A 16,156-nucleotide genomic window follows, 5' to 3' on the forward strand; every position below is an offset into this window, starting at 1 on the left:
ATCTAAGCCACCTAATTCAAATTGCTTCTTCCATTGATAAACCGTTGTAAAAGAAGGAATCATGAATATAGCCGCTGTATCCATTAACGATATACCCGATTGAGCCATAAAATTTAGTACGTTTAGTTTAAACTCTACGGTGTAATTTGTATAGACCTCGTGTAAACCTTCTTCTCCATGGAGTTCGTATAAGCGCAACCAGTATTGAAATTGCGCCTTTGTAATATGCATCTGTTTTGCATATTTTGCTTGAGAAATTGTTTTTGGATTAAATCCTTGAACGAGCTTTAACCTTGAATCCTTCGTAAATTTTGTCATAAAAAAACTGCACCTCCAATTGTTAGACTATGTCTAATAATTGGGGTGCAGTTCAAAGATACTTTTAGGTGGCTTTTTCACAATTATTTATGTGTTTTGTTTGGTTTCTTTTTTCCAGGCTTTCCATTCCCTTGACGCTTTCTATTCTGCTCGTCTTTTGCTTGTTTTTCGTGTATTGTATCTAAAAAATCGTTTGAGTTGTTCATTAATGAATCCTCCCGTAGGTTTCGTTTTATCTTTTTTACTATATCCATTTAGGAAGGAATCATAAGTTGAAAATTAAAAGGTTGTATGGTTTTTTCTGTATTTAAAAATAATTGACTCGGTTGAATTAGAGATAAATCGAGTAAGAAAGACTTCGTTTTGTATCACGCTAATTTTCGTATATTCAAGCACTCATTTTTTTTCGATAATATAAATAATACATTCCGTACATTAGGAAAAGGATGAGTAAAACTTGTAATTCTACATTCTCTTTTAAAATTGTTGCTAAAGGATCTGGTAAATAAGGAGATTTGCCTCCGCCACTTAGGCCTAATAGTTTATTAAAGAGACTAATGATACAAAACATAAAAACGGCGGACCAACTTGCTGAAATAGCTTTCTGTTTAATTTTCGTCTCGCGTTCATCGTCTTTCATCCAAGGTGTAGAAGCTTTATCGCTTGTAAAGAAGCCATTTATGTATCCCCATATTATCATTCCAATAAAATAGATTACCCAATTCATAATTGGTAAGTTCCTCCTTATTAAAAATAAGTGTTGTAAAAGGTTTTTTACATATATTATCATAATAATTTCCAAGTTATATGTCAAAGATTTTTTACAGGTAAGGGAGAAGGAATTGAGAAAAAGATATGGAAGAGTAGAGAGTGTAGCAAAAAATATACATATTCATTTAGTAGTAGGAGAGATAAAACTATGAAACTTATTTTCATAAGACATGGTGAAGGGAAACATACAAAAGATTTACCTATGAGCTTGCAATTAGAAAATCCACCTTTAACAGAAGAAGGCGAAAAACAAGCATTGTTACTTCAAAGCAGTTTACCACTACAAGAAAATGATGTATTAATCGCAAGCCCTACGCTTCGAACATTACAAACTGCAGCGATATGGAGCTCACAAGTAGTTTGCCGCAAAATAACACATCCGTATATTTCCCCGCATATTTTTCCTTATCGTGAAGGAGCAAGAACATTACCATGTGACAGGTTGTTAAGTACAAAGGTAATCCAAGAGTTATTTCCTAGTTTTTCTTTAAGAGAAAGTACAAACGATATGTTATGGAATCAGGGAATAAATACGATTTCAGAGAAGGAATTTCAGAATAGAGCAGATGAATTTATCAATTGGTGTTATACATTAAAGGTTGCAAGGATCTGCATCGTTTCCCATGATGGAACAATTACAGCATATAGACAATATTTACAAAAGCAGAGATTAACAAGAGAGGATTTTTTAGAAGAAACAGGTGTGTATGAAATAAACGTATGAATGGAGGTTTTTTATTTGAATATTGCATTAGTAGTTGGCGATAATTCAGATTTAGAAGCACAATCGCTTCGAGCGACGCTTGAGTATTTTGGAGCAAGAGTTATTACATATTGGATTGGTCGACCGCAAGATTTGATGGATGTTCTTTCGGGGAAAAGTTTGTATGAAGATATGGATTATATTATTTTTTGCTTTCATGGTGAAGAAGGCGAATTTGTAATGGGGGAATTAGGGGAAGATATATATGAAGAAGATGAACCAAGAGGGAACTTTGGTGTAGCTGAAATTAAACAATATGCAAAATTGCATAACAAGTATATTATCAATAGCGGGTGTACTTTAGGAGATCCAAAACTTGCAACAGCATTTTTAAATAGTGGTGTAAAAGTTTATATAGGCTCAACAGATTATGTGGATGGAAATGCAGCACTTATGTTTACAATACGTTTATTTTACGGGCTTATTAATCATCAAAAAACAATAGATGATGCATTTCAAGATGCGAAATTATTAGATGATGAGACTTTGACATTTGAATTATATAGAGAATGAAACGTACTTATCCGAATATTGGATAAGCACGTTTCACATTTACCGCATAGTTTCTTTGTGAAAAATAATGAAAATCATTATCAATTATGGTATGATATTTTCAAGTTTTTACAGGAGAATAAAAGTAACTATATAAATGTTAGTTTTTAACATTTCGTGTAATCTTCACAAATTATTCATAATTAATATTTAAAAAATAAGTAACTAATGTTATTATATTACCTGTAACTAACTTAATTACATCTTGAGGAGGAGAGTATGGTTATTCAATTTTTAAGAGAAAACAAAGCAGTTTCTTTTGTATTAGCAGTTATCCGTGTTTATCTGGGGTACACATGGTTGATGGCTGGAATCGGAAAGTTACAAGGGAAAGGATTTGATGCGACAGGTTATTTACAGGGGGCTATTGAAAAGTCAAAAGGAGCACAACCAGCCGTACAATCTTGGTGGGCGTCATTCTTGCAAGACTTCGCAATTCCGAATGTTGATATGTTTAACACGCTTGTAATGTGGGGAGAAATTCTAGTTGGAATAGGTTTAATTGTAGGTTGTTTAACGAAAACAGCTGTCTTTTTTGGCCTTGTAATGAACTTTTCCTATATGTTTAGTGGGTCTCTAGGTGTAAATCCACAAATGGTTATTTTATCTATGTTCGTTTTAGTTGCTGGCATGAATGCTGGAAAACTTGGAGTGGATGGTTGGATTGTACCTAAATTACTAGGATCAAAAAGGCAAAAAAGACAGAAGCAAGCTGCTTAACATATGAAACGGGTATCTCAAAGATGAGATACCCATTTTTATTGCTTTGTTGTTTCGATTGGATTCTTTTCAAAGAATTCTTTTACATAGCCTATAAATTCTTTCGGTTCTTGGCGGAATGGGGCATGATAACCCTTTTCAATAATATGGAAGGTGCTGTTTTTTAAAAACTGATGATAAGATTCGCCTTCTTTCCATGATACACTACTATCATTTCTGCCCCAAATAATTAAAGTCGGAAGTTTGATTTCACTAGCATTAATCTTAAGTCGCCTTGGCCACATTTTCATTTGGTTATAATGTTCTGTATCATCGCGTTTAAATTTCACTTTGCTTTCATCATAATCCGTAATAGAAGATACAGTATTCAAATCAGTGGATAACTGTGGTTTAGGTGAAGCATTTCTATTTGTTAATGATATAGCCCCTGTAGCATCCGTTAAAATGAGATGGGTAACTGCACTTGGATATAAATATGTTAAATTAAGGGAAATTTCCCCGCCCATAGAGTGACCTAGTACTGCAAAAGTATCATATCCTAGTTTTTTCATTAACTTATAATAAAGGTTGGCGTGATTAGGAAAAGAGTATGGAAAATCCATTGGTTTAGAAGAATGGCCAAATCCTAAAACATCAACGGAGATAATTGTATGATCTTTTGCTAAGTCTGAATAAATATCGCTAAAGCCATTGGATGAACCGCCAAACCCATGAAGCATAAGTAATGGTGGTTTCTTTTCCCCAATTTGTTTAAAGTAAATAGTTTGCCCGTCTATCTCGACCATTTTTTCATCTGTTGTTAGCTTTGTTTCAATTGTATTTTTAACTTGTTTTACTGCTTCTACTGGCTTGTCTGCTGCATTGCAACCCACTAATAATGTAATAGCAAGGCAACTTACCATATAACACTTCATTCGTTTCAAGCAGGTGTCCCCTTTCTAACATAACGCTGTATCCATCATAGCAAATAAATGGTCGCGATTTCCAGATGGGTGACTTCCATTTTTTATCATAAGCGGCGAAAGAAGTGTTTCTTGAAACTCTTTCGATTCCAAGTGTGCTCGAAATGTGAATTGTGAGTGTGGAACATCTATACGGACTGTTCCATTCCAGCTCATGCAAATGGATTGTAATAATTGGATTGCATCTTCATCACGCTTAGCTATAAGAGGGGTAATGCAGAGTGTATTTCCTTTTTGTATACACAGTGCAAAAGCTTCGATTCTATGTTTTTTTTCAATTTTGAATGCGAGTGTTGCTCTAGATAGTAATATCGAATAGAGCTTTGGACGATGCGCCCCTGTCACGGTTTGATCAAGCTTAATGAGAGAGTTAAGATCATATGGCTCAATCTGCTTTAAATGGGAGTGGTTCGTAGGTGTGTTCGTAACAAATTTTTCAAAGCGATGGATTGTTGTAACGGTCGTAAAGCCGCATGTTTGGTACAAAGGTATACCAGCATCTGTTGCAATGAGCATAACAGGAAGGGAAGCGGATGTTTGCTGCATGCAAATATCGAGTAAAGTACGACCAAGCCCTTGTTTTTGAAAATCGGGATGAACCATTAGCATACCGATAGAAGAAAATCCAGATTCAGAAGGGAATACCCCACAAGTAGCAATTAGTTTTTCATGATGTGTATAGCCAAATAAATTTCCGATAGATAGGTACATTTTAAATTGTTTTTGCATAAATAATCGGGGTTGTAACCATTCAACAGCTTCGCAAAGAGAAATGAGCTGTGGAATACTTGAGTCGTTTAGCTTTTGTATTTGCATATTGAATCACCACATTTCTAATCTAGTAGAAATATTTTATCATGAAAAATAAATATTCAATTATAAATAGAGAGAATGTAAAGTATTGAAAAATACACATGATCACCTTTCTTTTTTGTAAAGGTGACCAAACTAGATAATATAAGACAAAGATATACAAATTAGAACGAAAATTTACACAACTTAACAAAATGTTTACATGAAGCTAACTTTTCCTTAATAGTCTTCCTTTAAATTGGGTATTGGGAACTTAATAACTAATAACCTATTAGGGGGACATGAAAAGTGAAAAAGTTTATGAAGAAAGCATGGCCATTTGCGGTTGTGACATCGTTAGCACTTACTTCAGCTGTAACGTGGGGCGTAACACGTTCAGATGTAATTAAAGCGGATGGAAAAGCAGGTGATACAAAAATTAAAAATGTAATTGTTTTAATTGGAGATGGCATGGGACCTTCGTATATGACTGCCCATCGTTATATGAAAGATAATCCAAAAACATTTGAAATGGAGTCAACAGAATTTGATAAACATCTTGTAGGAACACAAAAAACATATCCAGAAGATGAGCATCAAAATATTACAGATTCTGCATCAGCTGCAACAGCAATGTCGGCAGGTGTAAAAACATACAATGCAGCAATTGCGGTGGATAATGATAAGGCAGAAGTAAAAACAGTACTTGAACAAGCAAAGGCGCAAGGGAAATCAACAGGTTTAGTTGCCACTTCTGAAATTACACATGCAACGCCAGCTGCTTTTGGAGCGCATGATATTAGCCGTAAAAATATGGATGCAATTGCAAATGATTACTTCGATGAGAAAATTAACGGGAAACACAAGGTAGATGTTCTTCTTGGTGGTGGTGTAAATAACTTTGTAAGAAAAGATCGTAATCTTACAGAAGAATTTAAGAAGTCAGGTTATAGTTATGTAACAGATCGTGAGCAATTATTGAATGATAAAAGTGATCAAATTCTTGGCTTGTTCGCACCAGGTGGCTTAGATAAAATGATTGATCGTAATGAAAAAGCACCTTCGTTAGAAGAAATGACAAATGCAGCAATCAATCGTTTAAATAAAAACGATAAAGGTTTCTTCTTAATGGTAGAAGGTAGCCAAATTGACTGGGCTGGACATGATAACGACGTTGTTGGTGCGATGAGTGAAATGGAAGACTTTGAGAAAGCATTTAAAGCAGCGATTGAATTTGCGAAGAAAGATAAACATACATTAGTTATTGCAACAGCTGATCATTCTACAGGTGGGTTCTCTCTTGGTGTAAATGGTGAATATAACTTTGATGCAAATGCAATTAAAGCGGCAAAACGTACACCGGACTTTATGGCAAATGAAATTGCAAAAGGTGCAAATGTAGAAGAAACGTTGAAAACATACATTGATTTACAATTAACACCAGAAGAAATTAAAGCTGTGAATGATATTGCGTCATCAAAAGATGTAACAAAAATTGATAATGCGATTGAGGAAATCTTCAATAAACGTTCATTTACAGGCTGGACAACAGGTGGACATACTGGGGAAGACGTGAATGTATATGCATTTGGACCAGGTAAATATCTATTCACAGGCGTTCAAGAAAATACAAACATAGCAAAACGTGTCTTCGATATTGTTGGTGGCGGTGACCCTAATAAAGGCAGACAATAGTTATGGAGTAAAGCGAGGCGTTTTGCCTTGCTTTTTCTTTTTGGGAGGAATATTGAATGCGAAATTTCACTAAGAAAATAGGATTTGTTAGTATAGTGGGACTATTGTTAATGGGATGTCAATCAGAGCAGGAAATGAAGAAAATAGATGGAGAGAAGAAAGGAGTAATGGTACAAAAAGAAACGAAGATACATGTAACACCAGAAGAAGAAAAAGAAATTCATAATGTAATAGAGGCGTTTGTACAGACGACAAACGAAAAAAAATTCGATCAACATATGGCTCTGTTTTCGGACAAAATAGTTGGTGCTGAAGACTTACGAACACAAAAGGCAGCTGCATTTCAAAGAGAAAATAAGAAAATTGAGTTGAATGATGTGCAGGTGAAAAACTTCAAGAGGGATTATGTTGTTGTTGAAACAGCGGAGAAAGAAATAGATGGTGGAAGATCTTTTCAGAAAAAGGTACAGTATGCACTTGGGAAAGAAGAAGAACATTGGAGAATTGAAGAAGTTCGGACGATAGAAAAGACATAAAGAAAGAAAGGTTCTCATATGAGGAGAACCTTTCTTTATAATGGGAGTAAAATTTGACTTGAACATGCTTCAATCTCATCGATATCTTGGCGAATGGTCGCCATTTTATTATCTAGTTCTTCTGCTTTCATGGCAGCATCGTGAAGTTCATCTTTTAAATAATCGGGAATATTCCCTTCATATTTATAGTAGAGTTTATGCTCTAAACTTGCCCAAAAGTCCATTGCGAGTGTACGCAATTGAATTTCTGCAAATACCTCTTTTGTACCAGAATTTAACGCTAATGGATATTTAATAATCATATGCAAACTTTTATAGCCATTGGATTTTGGATTATCGATGTAGTCCTTTACTTCTACAATTTCCATATCTTCACGATTTTCAATGACTTGCTTTAAGTGATAAATATCTTCCACAAAGCAACATGTAATCCGGATGCCGATAATGTCTTGCAAATGCGTTTGCGCGTTTTCGATAGTTGGTGCTAAATTTTTGCGCTCGAGTTTTTTAACGATGCTGTCAGGTTGTTTTAATCTTGTTTTTATATGTTCAAACGGGTTATAGTCCTCTAGAAATTGAGCTTCCCGGTTCATAATTTCGAATTTTGTTTTCAACTCTTCTAAAGCGAATGTATAAGGTAATACAAATGCCTTCCAATAGTTAACGGTTGATTGATTATATTTCATTTATATACACACCTTTTCATATTTGCAAATAAGGTTGCTTATTTATACTAAATACCAGATCATATAAGCACATGCAGCAAATGATGAGATCATAAAACGGTATTTGGCTTTCATTTCTGTATCTCCTTTCTAATTAAATTTCATATATCAATAAAATGGATTGTTAGTAAATTGATTATGTACAGCTCTAATAATAATAGATTGATGTGAATTTCGTATGAACTAATTGTTTCAGTTTTTTGTCTTTTTAGAATGATTTCAACAAATCATTTGGATAGAGTTTATAATAGGGAAATTGACAAAAAGAATAATAGCATTTATTATATAAATCGTAATGATTACGTTTTAGTTGTGATTTTTTAAGAAAAGGAGGCCTACATATGCGCGTGAATATTACATTAGCTTGTACAGAATGCGGTGATCGTAATTATATTACGAAGAAAAATAAGCGAAATAATCCGGAACGTATTGAACTAAAAAAATACTGTCCACGTTTAAAGCGAGTGACGTTGCATCGTGAAACGAAGTAAAGCGGCTAGAGAAATCTAGCTGTTTTTTTATTTCTTCCATGGGACGAGGAATTCGCTATACTGATGCACATACTGGAGAGGTGATTTGGAGTACATAGGATAAGTTTTTAAAAGTTCTTGTGGCTATGTCACAAGAATTTTTTTATGCATCGCTATTCTTAAGTAGGTACAGACACAAACAACCACCCGCCCACATACATATAGTAAAGACCATTATTTTTGCGGAGGTGAAGAGTTTGAGTCTGTTCGCCGCAATTGGATACATGATTCGCGAAGTGTTTATATTTGTTTCTTATGTTAAAAACAATGCATTTCCACAACCACTGTCATCAGATGATGAAAAAAAGTACTTAGAGCTGATGGAACAAGGTGATGCTCATGCGAGAAATTTGTTAATTGAACATAATTTACGGCTTGTGGCTCATATTGTTAAGAAATTTGAAAACACAGGTGAAGATGCGGAAGATTTAATTTCTATCGGAACGATTGGGCTTATTAAAGCAATTGAAAGTTATTCAGCAGGGAAAGGGACGAAGTTGGCGACATATGCGGCTCGTTGCATTGAAAACGAAATTTTAATGCATTTGCGTGTACTAAAGAAAACCAAAAAAGACGTTTCACTTCATGACCCGATTGGACAGGACAAGGAAGGAAATGAAATATCACTTATCGATATTTTGAAATCTGAGTCTGAAGATGTCATTGATATGATTCAGCTTAGTATGGAATTAGAAAAAATTAAAGAGTATATCGATATTTTAGATGAGCGCGAAAAAGAAGTCATTGTGAAGCGCTTTGGGCTTGGATTGGATAAAGAAAAAACACAGCGAGAAATTGCGAAAGCACTAGGGATTTCAAGAAGTTACGTGTCACGGATTGAGAAGCGGGCACTGATGAAAATGTTTCATGAATTTGTGCGGGCAGAAAAGGAGAAAAAAGGAAAAGCATAAAGATGCATGAAACGGCTGCGGTTGAAACGCAGCCGTTATTCTTTTAATGAAAAGGGAATAAAACAAGAAACTCTAAGAAGAAATATACGTTCACTGTTGAAAATGATGGGTTCTATCTGTAATATTAAAAGGTGCTAACGAATTTAAGAATGAAATAGTACATACCTTTTCTTTTTTATCATCAGCTTTGTTTACGATAATTGAATATAAAAACTATTTTCAGGAGTTCTACTGTATGATATAGAAAGAAAAGAAGGGAAAGCTAAACTTAATTGTTACATGAAGAATTATTAGGAGGTTTCGCGGTTTGCGACGTAAATTATATCGACTTATGATCGAACTTACAAATGGACGTTTTACTTCTTATATACTACGTAAATTTGCACAGTCTCGTTTAAGTTCCATTATTATTTCCTCTTATGCGAAAGTGTTTCAATTGAATCAAGATGAGATGGAAAAAGATTTAAAGGAATATAAGACGCTGCATGAATTATTTACACGTAAGTTACAAGAAGGAAAGCGAGAAATTGATGCGGCACCATCAAGTATTGTTAGTCCTGTTGATGGAGTATTTGCTGATTATGGACCTATCGAAGAAACGAAAACATTTGATATTAAAGGCAAGCGTTATTCAATTGTGGACATGCTAGGTAATGAAGAGAGAGCAAGCCGCTATGCTGGCGGTACATATATGGTTATTTATTTAAGTCCAAGTCATTATCATCGTATTCATAGTCCTCTCACAGGTACTGTGACAGAGCGATTTGTACTTGGAAGAAAATCATATCCAGTCAACGCAGCAGGGATGAAGTATGGAAAAGAGCCATTGTCAAAGAATTATCGTTCTGTTACAGAGGTTGATAGTGCAGGTCAGCATATGTCACTTGTAAAAGTAGGAGCGATGTTTGTAAATAGTATTGAGCTTCTTCATGAAAGAAACACTGTTCAAAAAGGTGAAGAGATGGCATACTTTACATTTGGTTCTACAGTCGTGTTACTGTTTGAAAAAGGAATGGTTGAAGTTGTTTCAACGTTAACGAGTGGCCAAGAACTTCTCCTTGGTGAAAAAATTGCAACTCGCTTATCTAATGGTAACGTACAGTAAAAGTTTTATCACGAACTTATAAGGGCACGAAGAAGTTAGATGAGCTTATGTGCAGGGTGAAAAGTTCCTCTGGATGGAAGTTTCATTTTATAAAAGAGCCATCTTCAAGATGGCTCTTTTTACAGGTGAAGTAGTCATCTATATGTACTCAAGACGATTTGGCAAGCTTGTCCTCTAATGATCGCCGAATGATTTCTTGTTTTATAAGTAAAATGAAGTCAGGATTTAATTTTAGTTCTTTTGCTTTATAATAAGACTCAGTGAGTAACTCAGTAGATAACTGTTCCATATGTTTCATTTTCAAGGTGAGCCACCTCCGATAATTAAGGATAGGTTCTTTGTTGCATCTAATGTACCAAAAAAATATGACAGTCACAAACGGCTGTTTATCCACATAACACCGTGGATAAGATGTGTATGAAATGTTAATAATTTCTTAATTGACTGAAAAAATAATGTGGAAAATGTGTACAATGTTATCCACAAGCTCGATATCGAAAAATGTTGTCGAAAAATTTTATGAAAACTCCTCAAAGAGGTGAAAGAAATTGAAATTGTTTTTACCAAATGAATACGTAAAAAACGTATATCATATTCAACCAGAAGATTTAAAGAAACGCGGAATTAAAGGTATTATTACTGACTTAGATAATACTTTAATTGAATGGGATCGTCCGAATGCAACGCCTAAGCTTGAACAGTGGTTTTTAAAAATGAAAGAACAGGGCATTCAAGTAACGGTTGTTTCGAATAACAATGAGCAACGTGTAAAGGATTTCGCTGATCCACTTGGTATTCCTTTTATCCATAGTGCACGTAAACCGCTTGTTCGTGCTTTTAAACGTGCAATACGAGAAATGAATTTAACTGCTGATGAGGTAGTAGTAATTGGAGATCAATTGCTAACAGATGTACTGGGTGGAAATCGTGTTGGTCTTCATACGATTTTAGTTGTACCAGTAGCGCAAACAGATGGATTAGTAACGCGCTTTAATCGAAAGATTGAACGAAGAATTATGAGAAATATGAAGAAAAAAGGCTTGATTAACTGGGAGGAATAAAGTTTGACTGAAAGAATTAAATGTATTGGTTGCGGTGTAGAAATTCAAACAGAAAATAAAAATGAAGTAGGATATGCACCAGCTTCATCTTTAGAAAAAGAACAAGTGATTTGTCAGCGTTGTTTTCGTTTAAAGAATTATAATGAAATTCAAGATGTGTCGTTAACAGACGATGACTTTTTGCGTATTTTAAATGGAATTGGTCAGTCAGATGCGCTTGTTGTTAAAATTGTAGATATTTTTGACTTCAATGGTAGCTGGTTACCAGGTTTACATCGTTTTGTAGGGAACAACAAAGTATTGCTTGTTGGAAATAAAGCGGATTTAATTCCAAAATCAGTGAAACACGATAAACTGAGACATTGGATGCGCTATAGTGCAAAACAACTTGGCTTAAAACCAGAAGATGTCTTTTTAATTAGTGCAGCAAAGGGACAAGGTATTCGTGAACTAGCTGAGGCAATTGAAGAGTACCGTGATGGTAAAGATGTATATGTTGTTGGATGTACGAACGTTGGTAAATCTACATTTATTAATCGTATGATTAAGGAATTCAGTGAAGAAACTGAGAATGTGATTACAACGTCTCATTTCCCAGGAACAACGCTTGATTTGATTGATATTCCGCTAGATGAAACATCGTCTTTATATGATACACCAGGTATTATTAATCATCATCAAATGGCACATTATGTTGGAAAACAAAGCTTAAAGCTGATTACACCGACAAAAGAAATTAAGCCGATGGTATTCCAATTAAACGAAGAACAAACGTTATTCTTTGGTGGATTAGCACGCTTTGATTACGTGAGTGGCGGTCGTCGTGCATTCACTTGCCATTTCTCAAATCGCTTAACGATTCATCGTACAAAGCTTGAAAAAGCAGATGAATTGTATGAAAAACATGCAGGGGAATTATTAAATCCACCAACCCCAGAGGAACTAGAAAATATGCCTGAGTTTGTGAAATACGAATTTAATATTCGTGAGCCAAAAACAGATGTTGTATTCTCTGGCTTAGGATGGGTTACTGTAAATGAGCCTGGGGCAAAGATTGTTGCTCATGTACCAAAAGGAGTTAGTGTTTCATTACGTAAATCTTTAATTTAATATGGAGAGGAATTTATGAAACAATTATATGGTGTGATCGGAAATCCAATTGGACATTCATTATCACCGCTGATGCATAACGATGCATTTGAGCATTTAAGTATAGATGCCCATTACCATGCTTTTCTTGTTGAAGAAGAGACGCTAGGGGAAGCAGTGAAAGGATTAAAGGCATTAGGAGTTTCGGGATTTAATGTAACGACTCCACACAAAGTCTCGATTATGAAATACTTAGATGAAATTGATCCGTTAGCAATGCAAATTGGTGCTGTGAATACGGTAGTTCATAGAGATGGAAAATTAATTGGTTATAATACAGACGGAATTGGTTATGTTCGTTCTTTACAATCAATTAGTAAAGAGCCACTTTATCAAAAGCGTATTTTATTACTTGGTGCTGGTGGGGCATGTCGTGGTATTTATTTTTCACTTGTAGATGCAGGTGTAAAAGAAATCGATATTGCTAATCGAACAATAGAGAAAGCAGAGCAGTTAATTGCTGGATGTAAAGAGGGAATTCTGTCGTATGCACTATCGTTGGAGCAAGCAACAGAAAAACAAAACAATTATGATATTATCATTCATACGACAACAATAGGTATGCATCCACATGTCCAAAATACACCACTGCAAATTCAATCCTTGAAACCAGGGACGATTGTTTCGGATATTATTTATAATCCATTTGAGACAAAGCTTCTGCAAGAGGCGAAGGCAAAAGGAGCAATCGTACAAAATGGAATTGATATGTTTGTTTATCAAGGGGCACTTGCATTTGAAATGTGGACAGGACGTATGCCAAATATCGAAAGAATGAAACAATTAGTAATGAGAAAGCTTGGAGGCTAACTATATGTTAACAGGAAAACAAAAAAGATTTTTACGTGCAAAAGCACATCATTTAACACCGATTTTTCAAGTGGGAAAAGGCGGCGTAAATGAAAATATGGTAAAACAAATTGCAGATGCATTAGAAGCTCGTGAGTTATTTAAAGTGAGCGTACTACAAAACTGTGAATTTGACCGTCGTGAAGTTGCAGAAGAACTATCTAAAGGTGCGAGAGCAGAAATCGTCCAAGTAATTGGAAGCACAATTGTTTTATATAAAGAATCAAGAGAAAATAAACAAATCAAACTTCCACAATAGTAATTAGAATGGTGTAGGTCGTTTCCATAGTTTATGCCCGCTATGTTCGGGATTTGTTCTTGTTAATAGGGTTTAGACCAATTGAACTTTTACGGGCAGTAATCTTTCCTCATGTTGTTTCGGAAAGATTACTGCTTGTGAACTAAAGGAGGCGTTTCCTTTGAAAAAGATCGGAATCATTGGCGGTACGTTTGATCCGCCTCATTATGGACATTTGTTAATTGCAAATGAGGTGTATGATACACTCGCTCTTGATGAAGTATGGTTTTTGCCGAATCAAATTCCACCTCATAAACAGGGTCGTAATATTACAAGTGTGGAAAATCGATTAAACATGCTAGAGTTAGCAATTGGGAAAGAGGAGTATTTCTCGGTTTGTTTAGAAGAGCTAAAAAGAGAGGGCCCATCCTATACATATGACACTATGTTACAATTAACAAAGAAGCATCCGGATGTAGAGTTTTATTTTATTATTGGCGGAGATATGGTTGAGTATTTGCCCAAATGGTATAACATTGAGAAATTACTGCAGCTTGTAACCTTTGTTGGAGTTGCAAGACCGGGATATACATTACATACACCTTATGAAATCGTTACAGTAGAGATTCCGGAATTTGCGGTTTCTTCCTCCTTATTACGAAAGAGATATAAGGAGAAGAAAACGTGTAAATATTTGCTTCCAGAACAAGTACACGTATATATCGAGAGGAATGGGTTGTATGAATCGTGAGAAAGCACTTAAGATTGTAAAACAACAAATGCATGAAAAGCGCTATATACATACAATTGGTGTGATGGAAACGGCAATTAAACTTGCTAAGTTATATGGTGTGGATGAGAAAAAAGCGGAAATGGCTGCTATATTTCATGATTATGCAAAATGTAGACCGATTCAAGAAATGGAAGATATTATTAAGCAGGAAGAGTTGCCAAAAGATTTACTTCACTACAACAAAGAGTTATGGCATGCGCCAGTTGGGGCATACTTAGTAGAAAAAGAAGTCGGCATTACGGATCCAGAAATCCTGCAAGCTATTACATATCATACAAGTGGTCATGAAAAGATGACAATGCTTGATAAAGTTATTTATGTGGCGGATTATATTGAACCAGGCCGCAAATTTCCAGGTGTGGAAGAAGCGCGGAAGTTAGCAGGAGAAGATATAAATAAAGCCTTATTATTTGCATTAAAGCGCACAATTCAATTTTTAATGGAAAAAGATCAAACGATCTATCCGTTAACATTTCAAACATACAACGCAGTTATCAAGGAGGAAATTACGGAATGAAAGATAAAGAGTTATTAGTGTTAGCAGCAAAAGCAGCTGATGATAAAAGAGCAGAAGATATGGTTGTACTAAACATGCAAGGTATTTCACCAATTGCAGATTATTTTATTATTTGTCACGGAAATTCAGATAAGCAGGTACAAGCAATTGCACGTGAAATTAAAGCGAAGGCACATGAGTTTCAAATCGACGTACAACGCATGGAAGGTTTTGATGAAGCACGTTGGGTTTTAGTGGACCTTGGCGATGTAGTTGCACATGTATTCCATAAAGATGAGCGTGATCATTATAATTTAGAGCGCCTATGGGGCGATGTACCACGTGAAGATATTACAGAAGAGTTAGGTCAATGAGGTACGAGCAATTTGCTTTGTTGTATGATGAACTTATGAATGATGTTCCATATGATAAATGGGTAGAATTCACAGAAGAAAGCTTACAGCAGGCAGGTATGAAAGAGGCGAAGATTCTCGATGTAGCATGCGGGACTGGGAATGTAACACTTCCGCTTGTGCGAAAAGGTTATGACGTGATTGGTGTCGATCTTTCAGAAGAAATGTTAACAGTTGCACAACAAAAACTTGGAGGAGAAGGATTTTTTATTCCTTTTTATCAACAAGATATGAGAGAGCTGGATGTTCCAGGTGAATTTGATTGTATTACAATCTTTTGTGATTCATTGAATTATGTACTGGAAGAAGAAGGGATACAAGAGACTTTCAGACGCGTATATCATCACTTGCGCCAAGATGGTTTGTTCTTATTTGATATACACTCTTTATATAAAATTCATCATGTATTTCAAAATGAAACGTACACAGTTAATGGGGAAGAGATAGCTCTTATTTGGAACTGCTTCCTTGATGAAGAATCAGATAGTGTAGAACATGACTTGTCATTTTTTGTACAGGATCCAGAGGAAGGTGTATATCATCGCTTTGATGAATGCCATATGCAACGTGCTTATTCAGTTGAATTAGTAACAAAATGGCTTGAAGAAGCTGGATTTACAACCCTTCGTGTAACAGGTGATTTTGAACGAATAGAAGTAACTGAACAAACGGAACGTATCTTTTTTATGGTGAAAAAGAATAGATAAAACAAAAGCAACCGATTAGGTTGCTTTTGTCTTGTTTAGAATATGATATTTTATTTATAGAAAAGTAGAA

Annotated in this window: 23 protein-coding genes; 16 read left to right on the forward strand and 7 right to left on the reverse strand. The window is 35.1% G+C overall.

Features of this window, described 5'->3' with window-relative positions; genetic code table 11:
- The 3 genes from M014_RS0100005 to M014_RS0100015 all read right to left on the reverse strand — a co-directional run.
- Window positions 1-318, reverse strand: a 318-nt coding sequence (locus tag M014_RS0100005; protein WP_026589846.1) for a helix-turn-helix domain-containing protein, incomplete at its 3' end; no start/stop codon positions are given.
- Between the two features lie 83 nt (window positions 319-401).
- Window positions 402-524 (reverse strand): DUF4023 family protein, encoded by a 123-nt coding sequence (locus M014_RS0100010; RefSeq protein WP_026589847.1) that lies wholly within the window; start codon window positions 522-524, stop codon window positions 402-404.
- Between the two features lie 182 nt (window positions 525-706).
- Entirely contained in the window at window positions 707-1,045 is a 339-nt protein-coding gene (locus M014_RS0100015) for a hypothetical protein (RefSeq protein ID WP_026589848.1), read from the reverse strand.
- Between the two features lie 192 nt (window positions 1,046-1,237).
- Between M014_RS0100015 and M014_RS0100020 the strand changes: the two genes are divergently transcribed.
- The 3 genes from M014_RS0100020 to M014_RS0100030 all read left to right on the forward strand — a co-directional run bounded on the left by M014_RS0100020 (window position 1,238) and on the right by M014_RS0100030 (window position 3,124).
- Complete coding sequence (locus tag M014_RS0100020) at window positions 1,238-1,813, forward strand: histidine phosphatase family protein (protein ID WP_026589849.1); 576 nt, start codon at window positions 1,238-1,240, stop codon at window positions 1,811-1,813.
- A complete protein-coding gene (locus tag M014_RS0100025) occupies window positions 1,814-2,365 on the forward strand; it encodes a delta-aminolevulinic acid dehydratase (protein WP_035414319.1) in 552 nt (183 codons plus the stop codon).
- Window positions 2,366-2,623: 258 nt separating this feature from the next.
- Complete coding sequence (locus M014_RS0100030) at window positions 2,624-3,124, forward strand: DoxX family protein (protein ID WP_026589851.1); 501 nt, start codon at window positions 2,624-2,626, stop codon at window positions 3,122-3,124.
- 38 nt (window positions 3,125-3,162) lie between these two features.
- Here the strand turns inward: M014_RS0100030 and M014_RS0100035 are convergent, their stop codons facing one another.
- Both M014_RS0100035 and M014_RS0100040 read right to left on the reverse strand, forming a co-directional pair.
- Window positions 3,163-4,038, reverse strand: a complete 876-nt coding sequence (locus tag M014_RS0100035; RefSeq protein WP_372440519.1) for an alpha/beta fold hydrolase — start codon at window positions 4,036-4,038, stop codon at window positions 3,163-3,165.
- A gap of 24 nt (window positions 4,039-4,062) precedes the next feature.
- Complete coding sequence (locus M014_RS0100040) at window positions 4,063-4,902, reverse strand: GNAT family N-acetyltransferase (RefSeq protein ID WP_026589853.1); 840 nt, start codon at window positions 4,900-4,902, stop codon at window positions 4,063-4,065.
- A 285-nt stretch (window positions 4,903-5,187) separates the two neighbouring features.
- Here M014_RS0100040 and M014_RS0100045 point away from each other — a divergent pair, with 285 nt between their 5' ends.
- Both M014_RS0100045 and M014_RS0100050 read left to right on the forward strand, forming a co-directional pair.
- Complete coding sequence (locus M014_RS0100045; RefSeq protein ID WP_026589854.1) at window positions 5,188-6,573, forward strand: alkaline phosphatase; 1,386 nt, start codon at window positions 5,188-5,190, stop codon at window positions 6,571-6,573.
- 56 nt (window positions 6,574-6,629) lie between these two features.
- The gene (locus M014_RS0100050; protein ID WP_026589855.1) at window positions 6,630-7,109 is read left to right on the forward strand and encodes a hypothetical protein; all 480 of its coding nucleotides are present in this window, start codon (window positions 6,630-6,632) and stop codon (window positions 7,107-7,109) included.
- Between the two features lie 35 nt (window positions 7,110-7,144).
- Here the strand turns inward: M014_RS0100050 and M014_RS0100055 are convergent, their stop codons facing one another.
- Window positions 7,145-7,795, reverse strand: a complete 651-nt coding sequence (locus tag M014_RS0100055) for a GTP pyrophosphokinase (protein ID WP_026589856.1) — start codon at window positions 7,793-7,795, stop codon at window positions 7,145-7,147.
- 380 nt (window positions 7,796-8,175) lie between these two features.
- Between M014_RS0100055 and rpmG the strand changes: the two genes are divergently transcribed.
- The 3 genes from rpmG to M014_RS0100070 all read left to right on the forward strand — a co-directional run bounded on the left by rpmG (window position 8,176) and on the right by M014_RS0100070 (window position 10,380).
- Window positions 8,176-8,325 carry a 50S ribosomal protein L33 gene (gene rpmG / locus M014_RS0100060; protein WP_001265619.1) on the forward strand — a complete coding sequence of 50 codons (150 nt, stop codon included), beginning with the start codon at window positions 8,176-8,178 and terminating at the stop codon, window positions 8,323-8,325.
- Between the two features lie 236 nt (window positions 8,326-8,561).
- On the forward strand, window positions 8,562-9,275 hold the full coding sequence (gene sigK, locus M014_RS0100065; protein ID WP_026589857.1) for an RNA polymerase sporulation sigma factor SigK: 714 nt from the start codon (window positions 8,562-8,564) through the stop codon (window positions 9,273-9,275).
- Window positions 9,276-9,582: 307 nt separating this feature from the next.
- On the forward strand, window positions 9,583-10,380 hold the full coding sequence (locus tag M014_RS0100070; RefSeq protein ID WP_026589858.1) for a phosphatidylserine decarboxylase: 798 nt from the start codon (window positions 9,583-9,585) through the stop codon (window positions 10,378-10,380).
- Between the two features lie 148 nt (window positions 10,381-10,528).
- Here the strand turns inward: M014_RS0100070 and M014_RS0100075 are convergent, their stop codons facing one another.
- Window positions 10,529-10,684, reverse strand: coding sequence for a sporulation histidine kinase inhibitor Sda (locus M014_RS0100075; protein WP_026589859.1), 156 nt, complete (start codon window positions 10,682-10,684; stop codon window positions 10,529-10,531).
- 244 nt (window positions 10,685-10,928) lie between these two features.
- On the opposite strand from M014_RS0100075, the gene M014_RS0100080 reads away from it, so the two are divergent.
- The 8 genes from M014_RS0100080 (at window position 10,929) to M014_RS0100115 (ending at window position 16,086) form a co-directional block, all read left to right on the forward strand.
- Complete coding sequence (locus M014_RS0100080) at window positions 10,929-11,441, forward strand: YqeG family HAD IIIA-type phosphatase (RefSeq protein WP_026589860.1); 513 nt, start codon at window positions 10,929-10,931, stop codon at window positions 11,439-11,441.
- 3 nt (window positions 11,442-11,444) lie between these two features.
- A complete protein-coding gene (yqeH, locus tag M014_RS0100085) occupies window positions 11,445-12,551 on the forward strand; it encodes a ribosome biogenesis GTPase YqeH (RefSeq protein ID WP_026589861.1) in 1,107 nt (368 codons plus the stop codon).
- Between the two features lie 15 nt (window positions 12,552-12,566).
- Window positions 12,567-13,400, forward strand: coding sequence for a shikimate dehydrogenase (gene aroE, locus M014_RS0100090; protein ID WP_026589862.1), 834 nt, complete (start codon window positions 12,567-12,569; stop codon window positions 13,398-13,400).
- Between the two features lie 4 nt (window positions 13,401-13,404).
- The gene (gene yhbY / locus M014_RS0100095; RefSeq protein WP_026589863.1) at window positions 13,405-13,698 is read left to right on the forward strand and encodes a ribosome assembly RNA-binding protein YhbY; all 294 of its coding nucleotides are present in this window, start codon (window positions 13,405-13,407) and stop codon (window positions 13,696-13,698) included.
- A 160-nt stretch (window positions 13,699-13,858) separates the two neighbouring features.
- A complete protein-coding gene (locus M014_RS0100100; protein WP_026589864.1) occupies window positions 13,859-14,428 on the forward strand; it encodes a nicotinate-nucleotide adenylyltransferase in 570 nt (189 codons plus the stop codon).
- Window positions 14,418-14,987: a bis(5'-nucleosyl)-tetraphosphatase (symmetrical) YqeK gene (gene yqeK, locus M014_RS0100105; RefSeq protein ID WP_026589865.1), complete on the forward strand. Its 570-nt coding sequence runs from the start codon at window positions 14,418-14,420 to the stop codon at window positions 14,985-14,987. The genes M014_RS0100100 and yqeK overlap by 11 nt, the downstream gene beginning before the upstream one ends.
- Window positions 14,984-15,340, forward strand: coding sequence for a ribosome silencing factor (gene rsfS / locus M014_RS0100110; protein WP_026589866.1), 357 nt, complete (start codon window positions 14,984-14,986; stop codon window positions 15,338-15,340). Before yqeK ends, rsfS begins: the two co-directional genes overlap by 4 nt.
- On the forward strand, window positions 15,337-16,086 hold the full coding sequence (locus M014_RS0100115; protein WP_026589867.1) for a methyltransferase domain-containing protein: 750 nt from the start codon (window positions 15,337-15,339) through the stop codon (window positions 16,084-16,086). Before rsfS ends, M014_RS0100115 begins: the two co-directional genes overlap by 4 nt.
- Window positions 16,087-16,156 lie beyond the last annotated feature (70 nt).

The organism is Bacillus sp. UNC437CL72CviS29 (assembly GCF_000482345.1).
Lineage (GTDB): Bacteria > Bacillota > Bacilli > Bacillales > Bacillaceae_G > Bacillus_A > Bacillus_A arachidis.

Coding starts and splice junctions, on each gene's coding strand:
- M014_RS0100010 (WP_026589847.1), bottom strand. CDS start 524: ATGAACAACTCAAACGATTTTTTAGATACAATACACGAAAAACAAGCA.
- M014_RS0100015 (WP_026589848.1), bottom strand. CDS start 1,045: ATGAATTGGGTAATCTATTTTATTGGAATGATAATATGGGGATACATA.
- M014_RS0100020 (WP_026589849.1), top strand. CDS start 1,238: ATGAAACTTATTTTCATAAGACATGGTGAAGGGAAACATACAAAAGAT.
- M014_RS0100025 (WP_035414319.1), top strand. CDS start 1,814: ATGGAGGTTTTTTATTTGAATATTGCATTAGTAGTTGGCGATAATTCA.
- M014_RS0100030 (WP_026589851.1), top strand. CDS start 2,624: ATGGTTATTCAATTTTTAAGAGAAAACAAAGCAGTTTCTTTTGTATTA.
- M014_RS0100035 (WP_372440519.1), bottom strand. CDS start 4,038: ATGAAGTGTTATATGGTAAGTTGCCTTGCTATTACATTATTAGTGGGT.
- M014_RS0100040 (WP_026589853.1), bottom strand. CDS start 4,902: ATGCAAATACAAAAGCTAAACGACTCAAGTATTCCACAGCTCATTTCT.
- M014_RS0100050 (WP_026589855.1), top strand. CDS start 6,630: ATGCGAAATTTCACTAAGAAAATAGGATTTGTTAGTATAGTGGGACTA.
- M014_RS0100055 (WP_026589856.1), bottom strand. CDS start 7,795: ATGAAATATAATCAATCAACCGTTAACTATTGGAAGGCATTTGTATTA.
- rpmG (WP_001265619.1), top strand. CDS start 8,176: ATGCGCGTGAATATTACATTAGCTTGTACAGAATGCGGTGATCGTAAT.
- aroE (WP_026589862.1), top strand. CDS start 12,567: ATGAAACAATTATATGGTGTGATCGGAAATCCAATTGGACATTCATTA.
- yhbY (WP_026589863.1), top strand. CDS start 13,405: ATGTTAACAGGAAAACAAAAAAGATTTTTACGTGCAAAAGCACATCAT.
- yqeK (WP_026589865.1), top strand. CDS start 14,418: ATGAATCGTGAGAAAGCACTTAAGATTGTAAAACAACAAATGCATGAA.
- rsfS (WP_026589866.1), top strand. CDS start 14,984: ATGAAAGATAAAGAGTTATTAGTGTTAGCAGCAAAAGCAGCTGATGAT.
- M014_RS0100115 (WP_026589867.1), top strand. CDS start 15,337: ATGAGGTACGAGCAATTTGCTTTGTTGTATGATGAACTTATGAATGAT.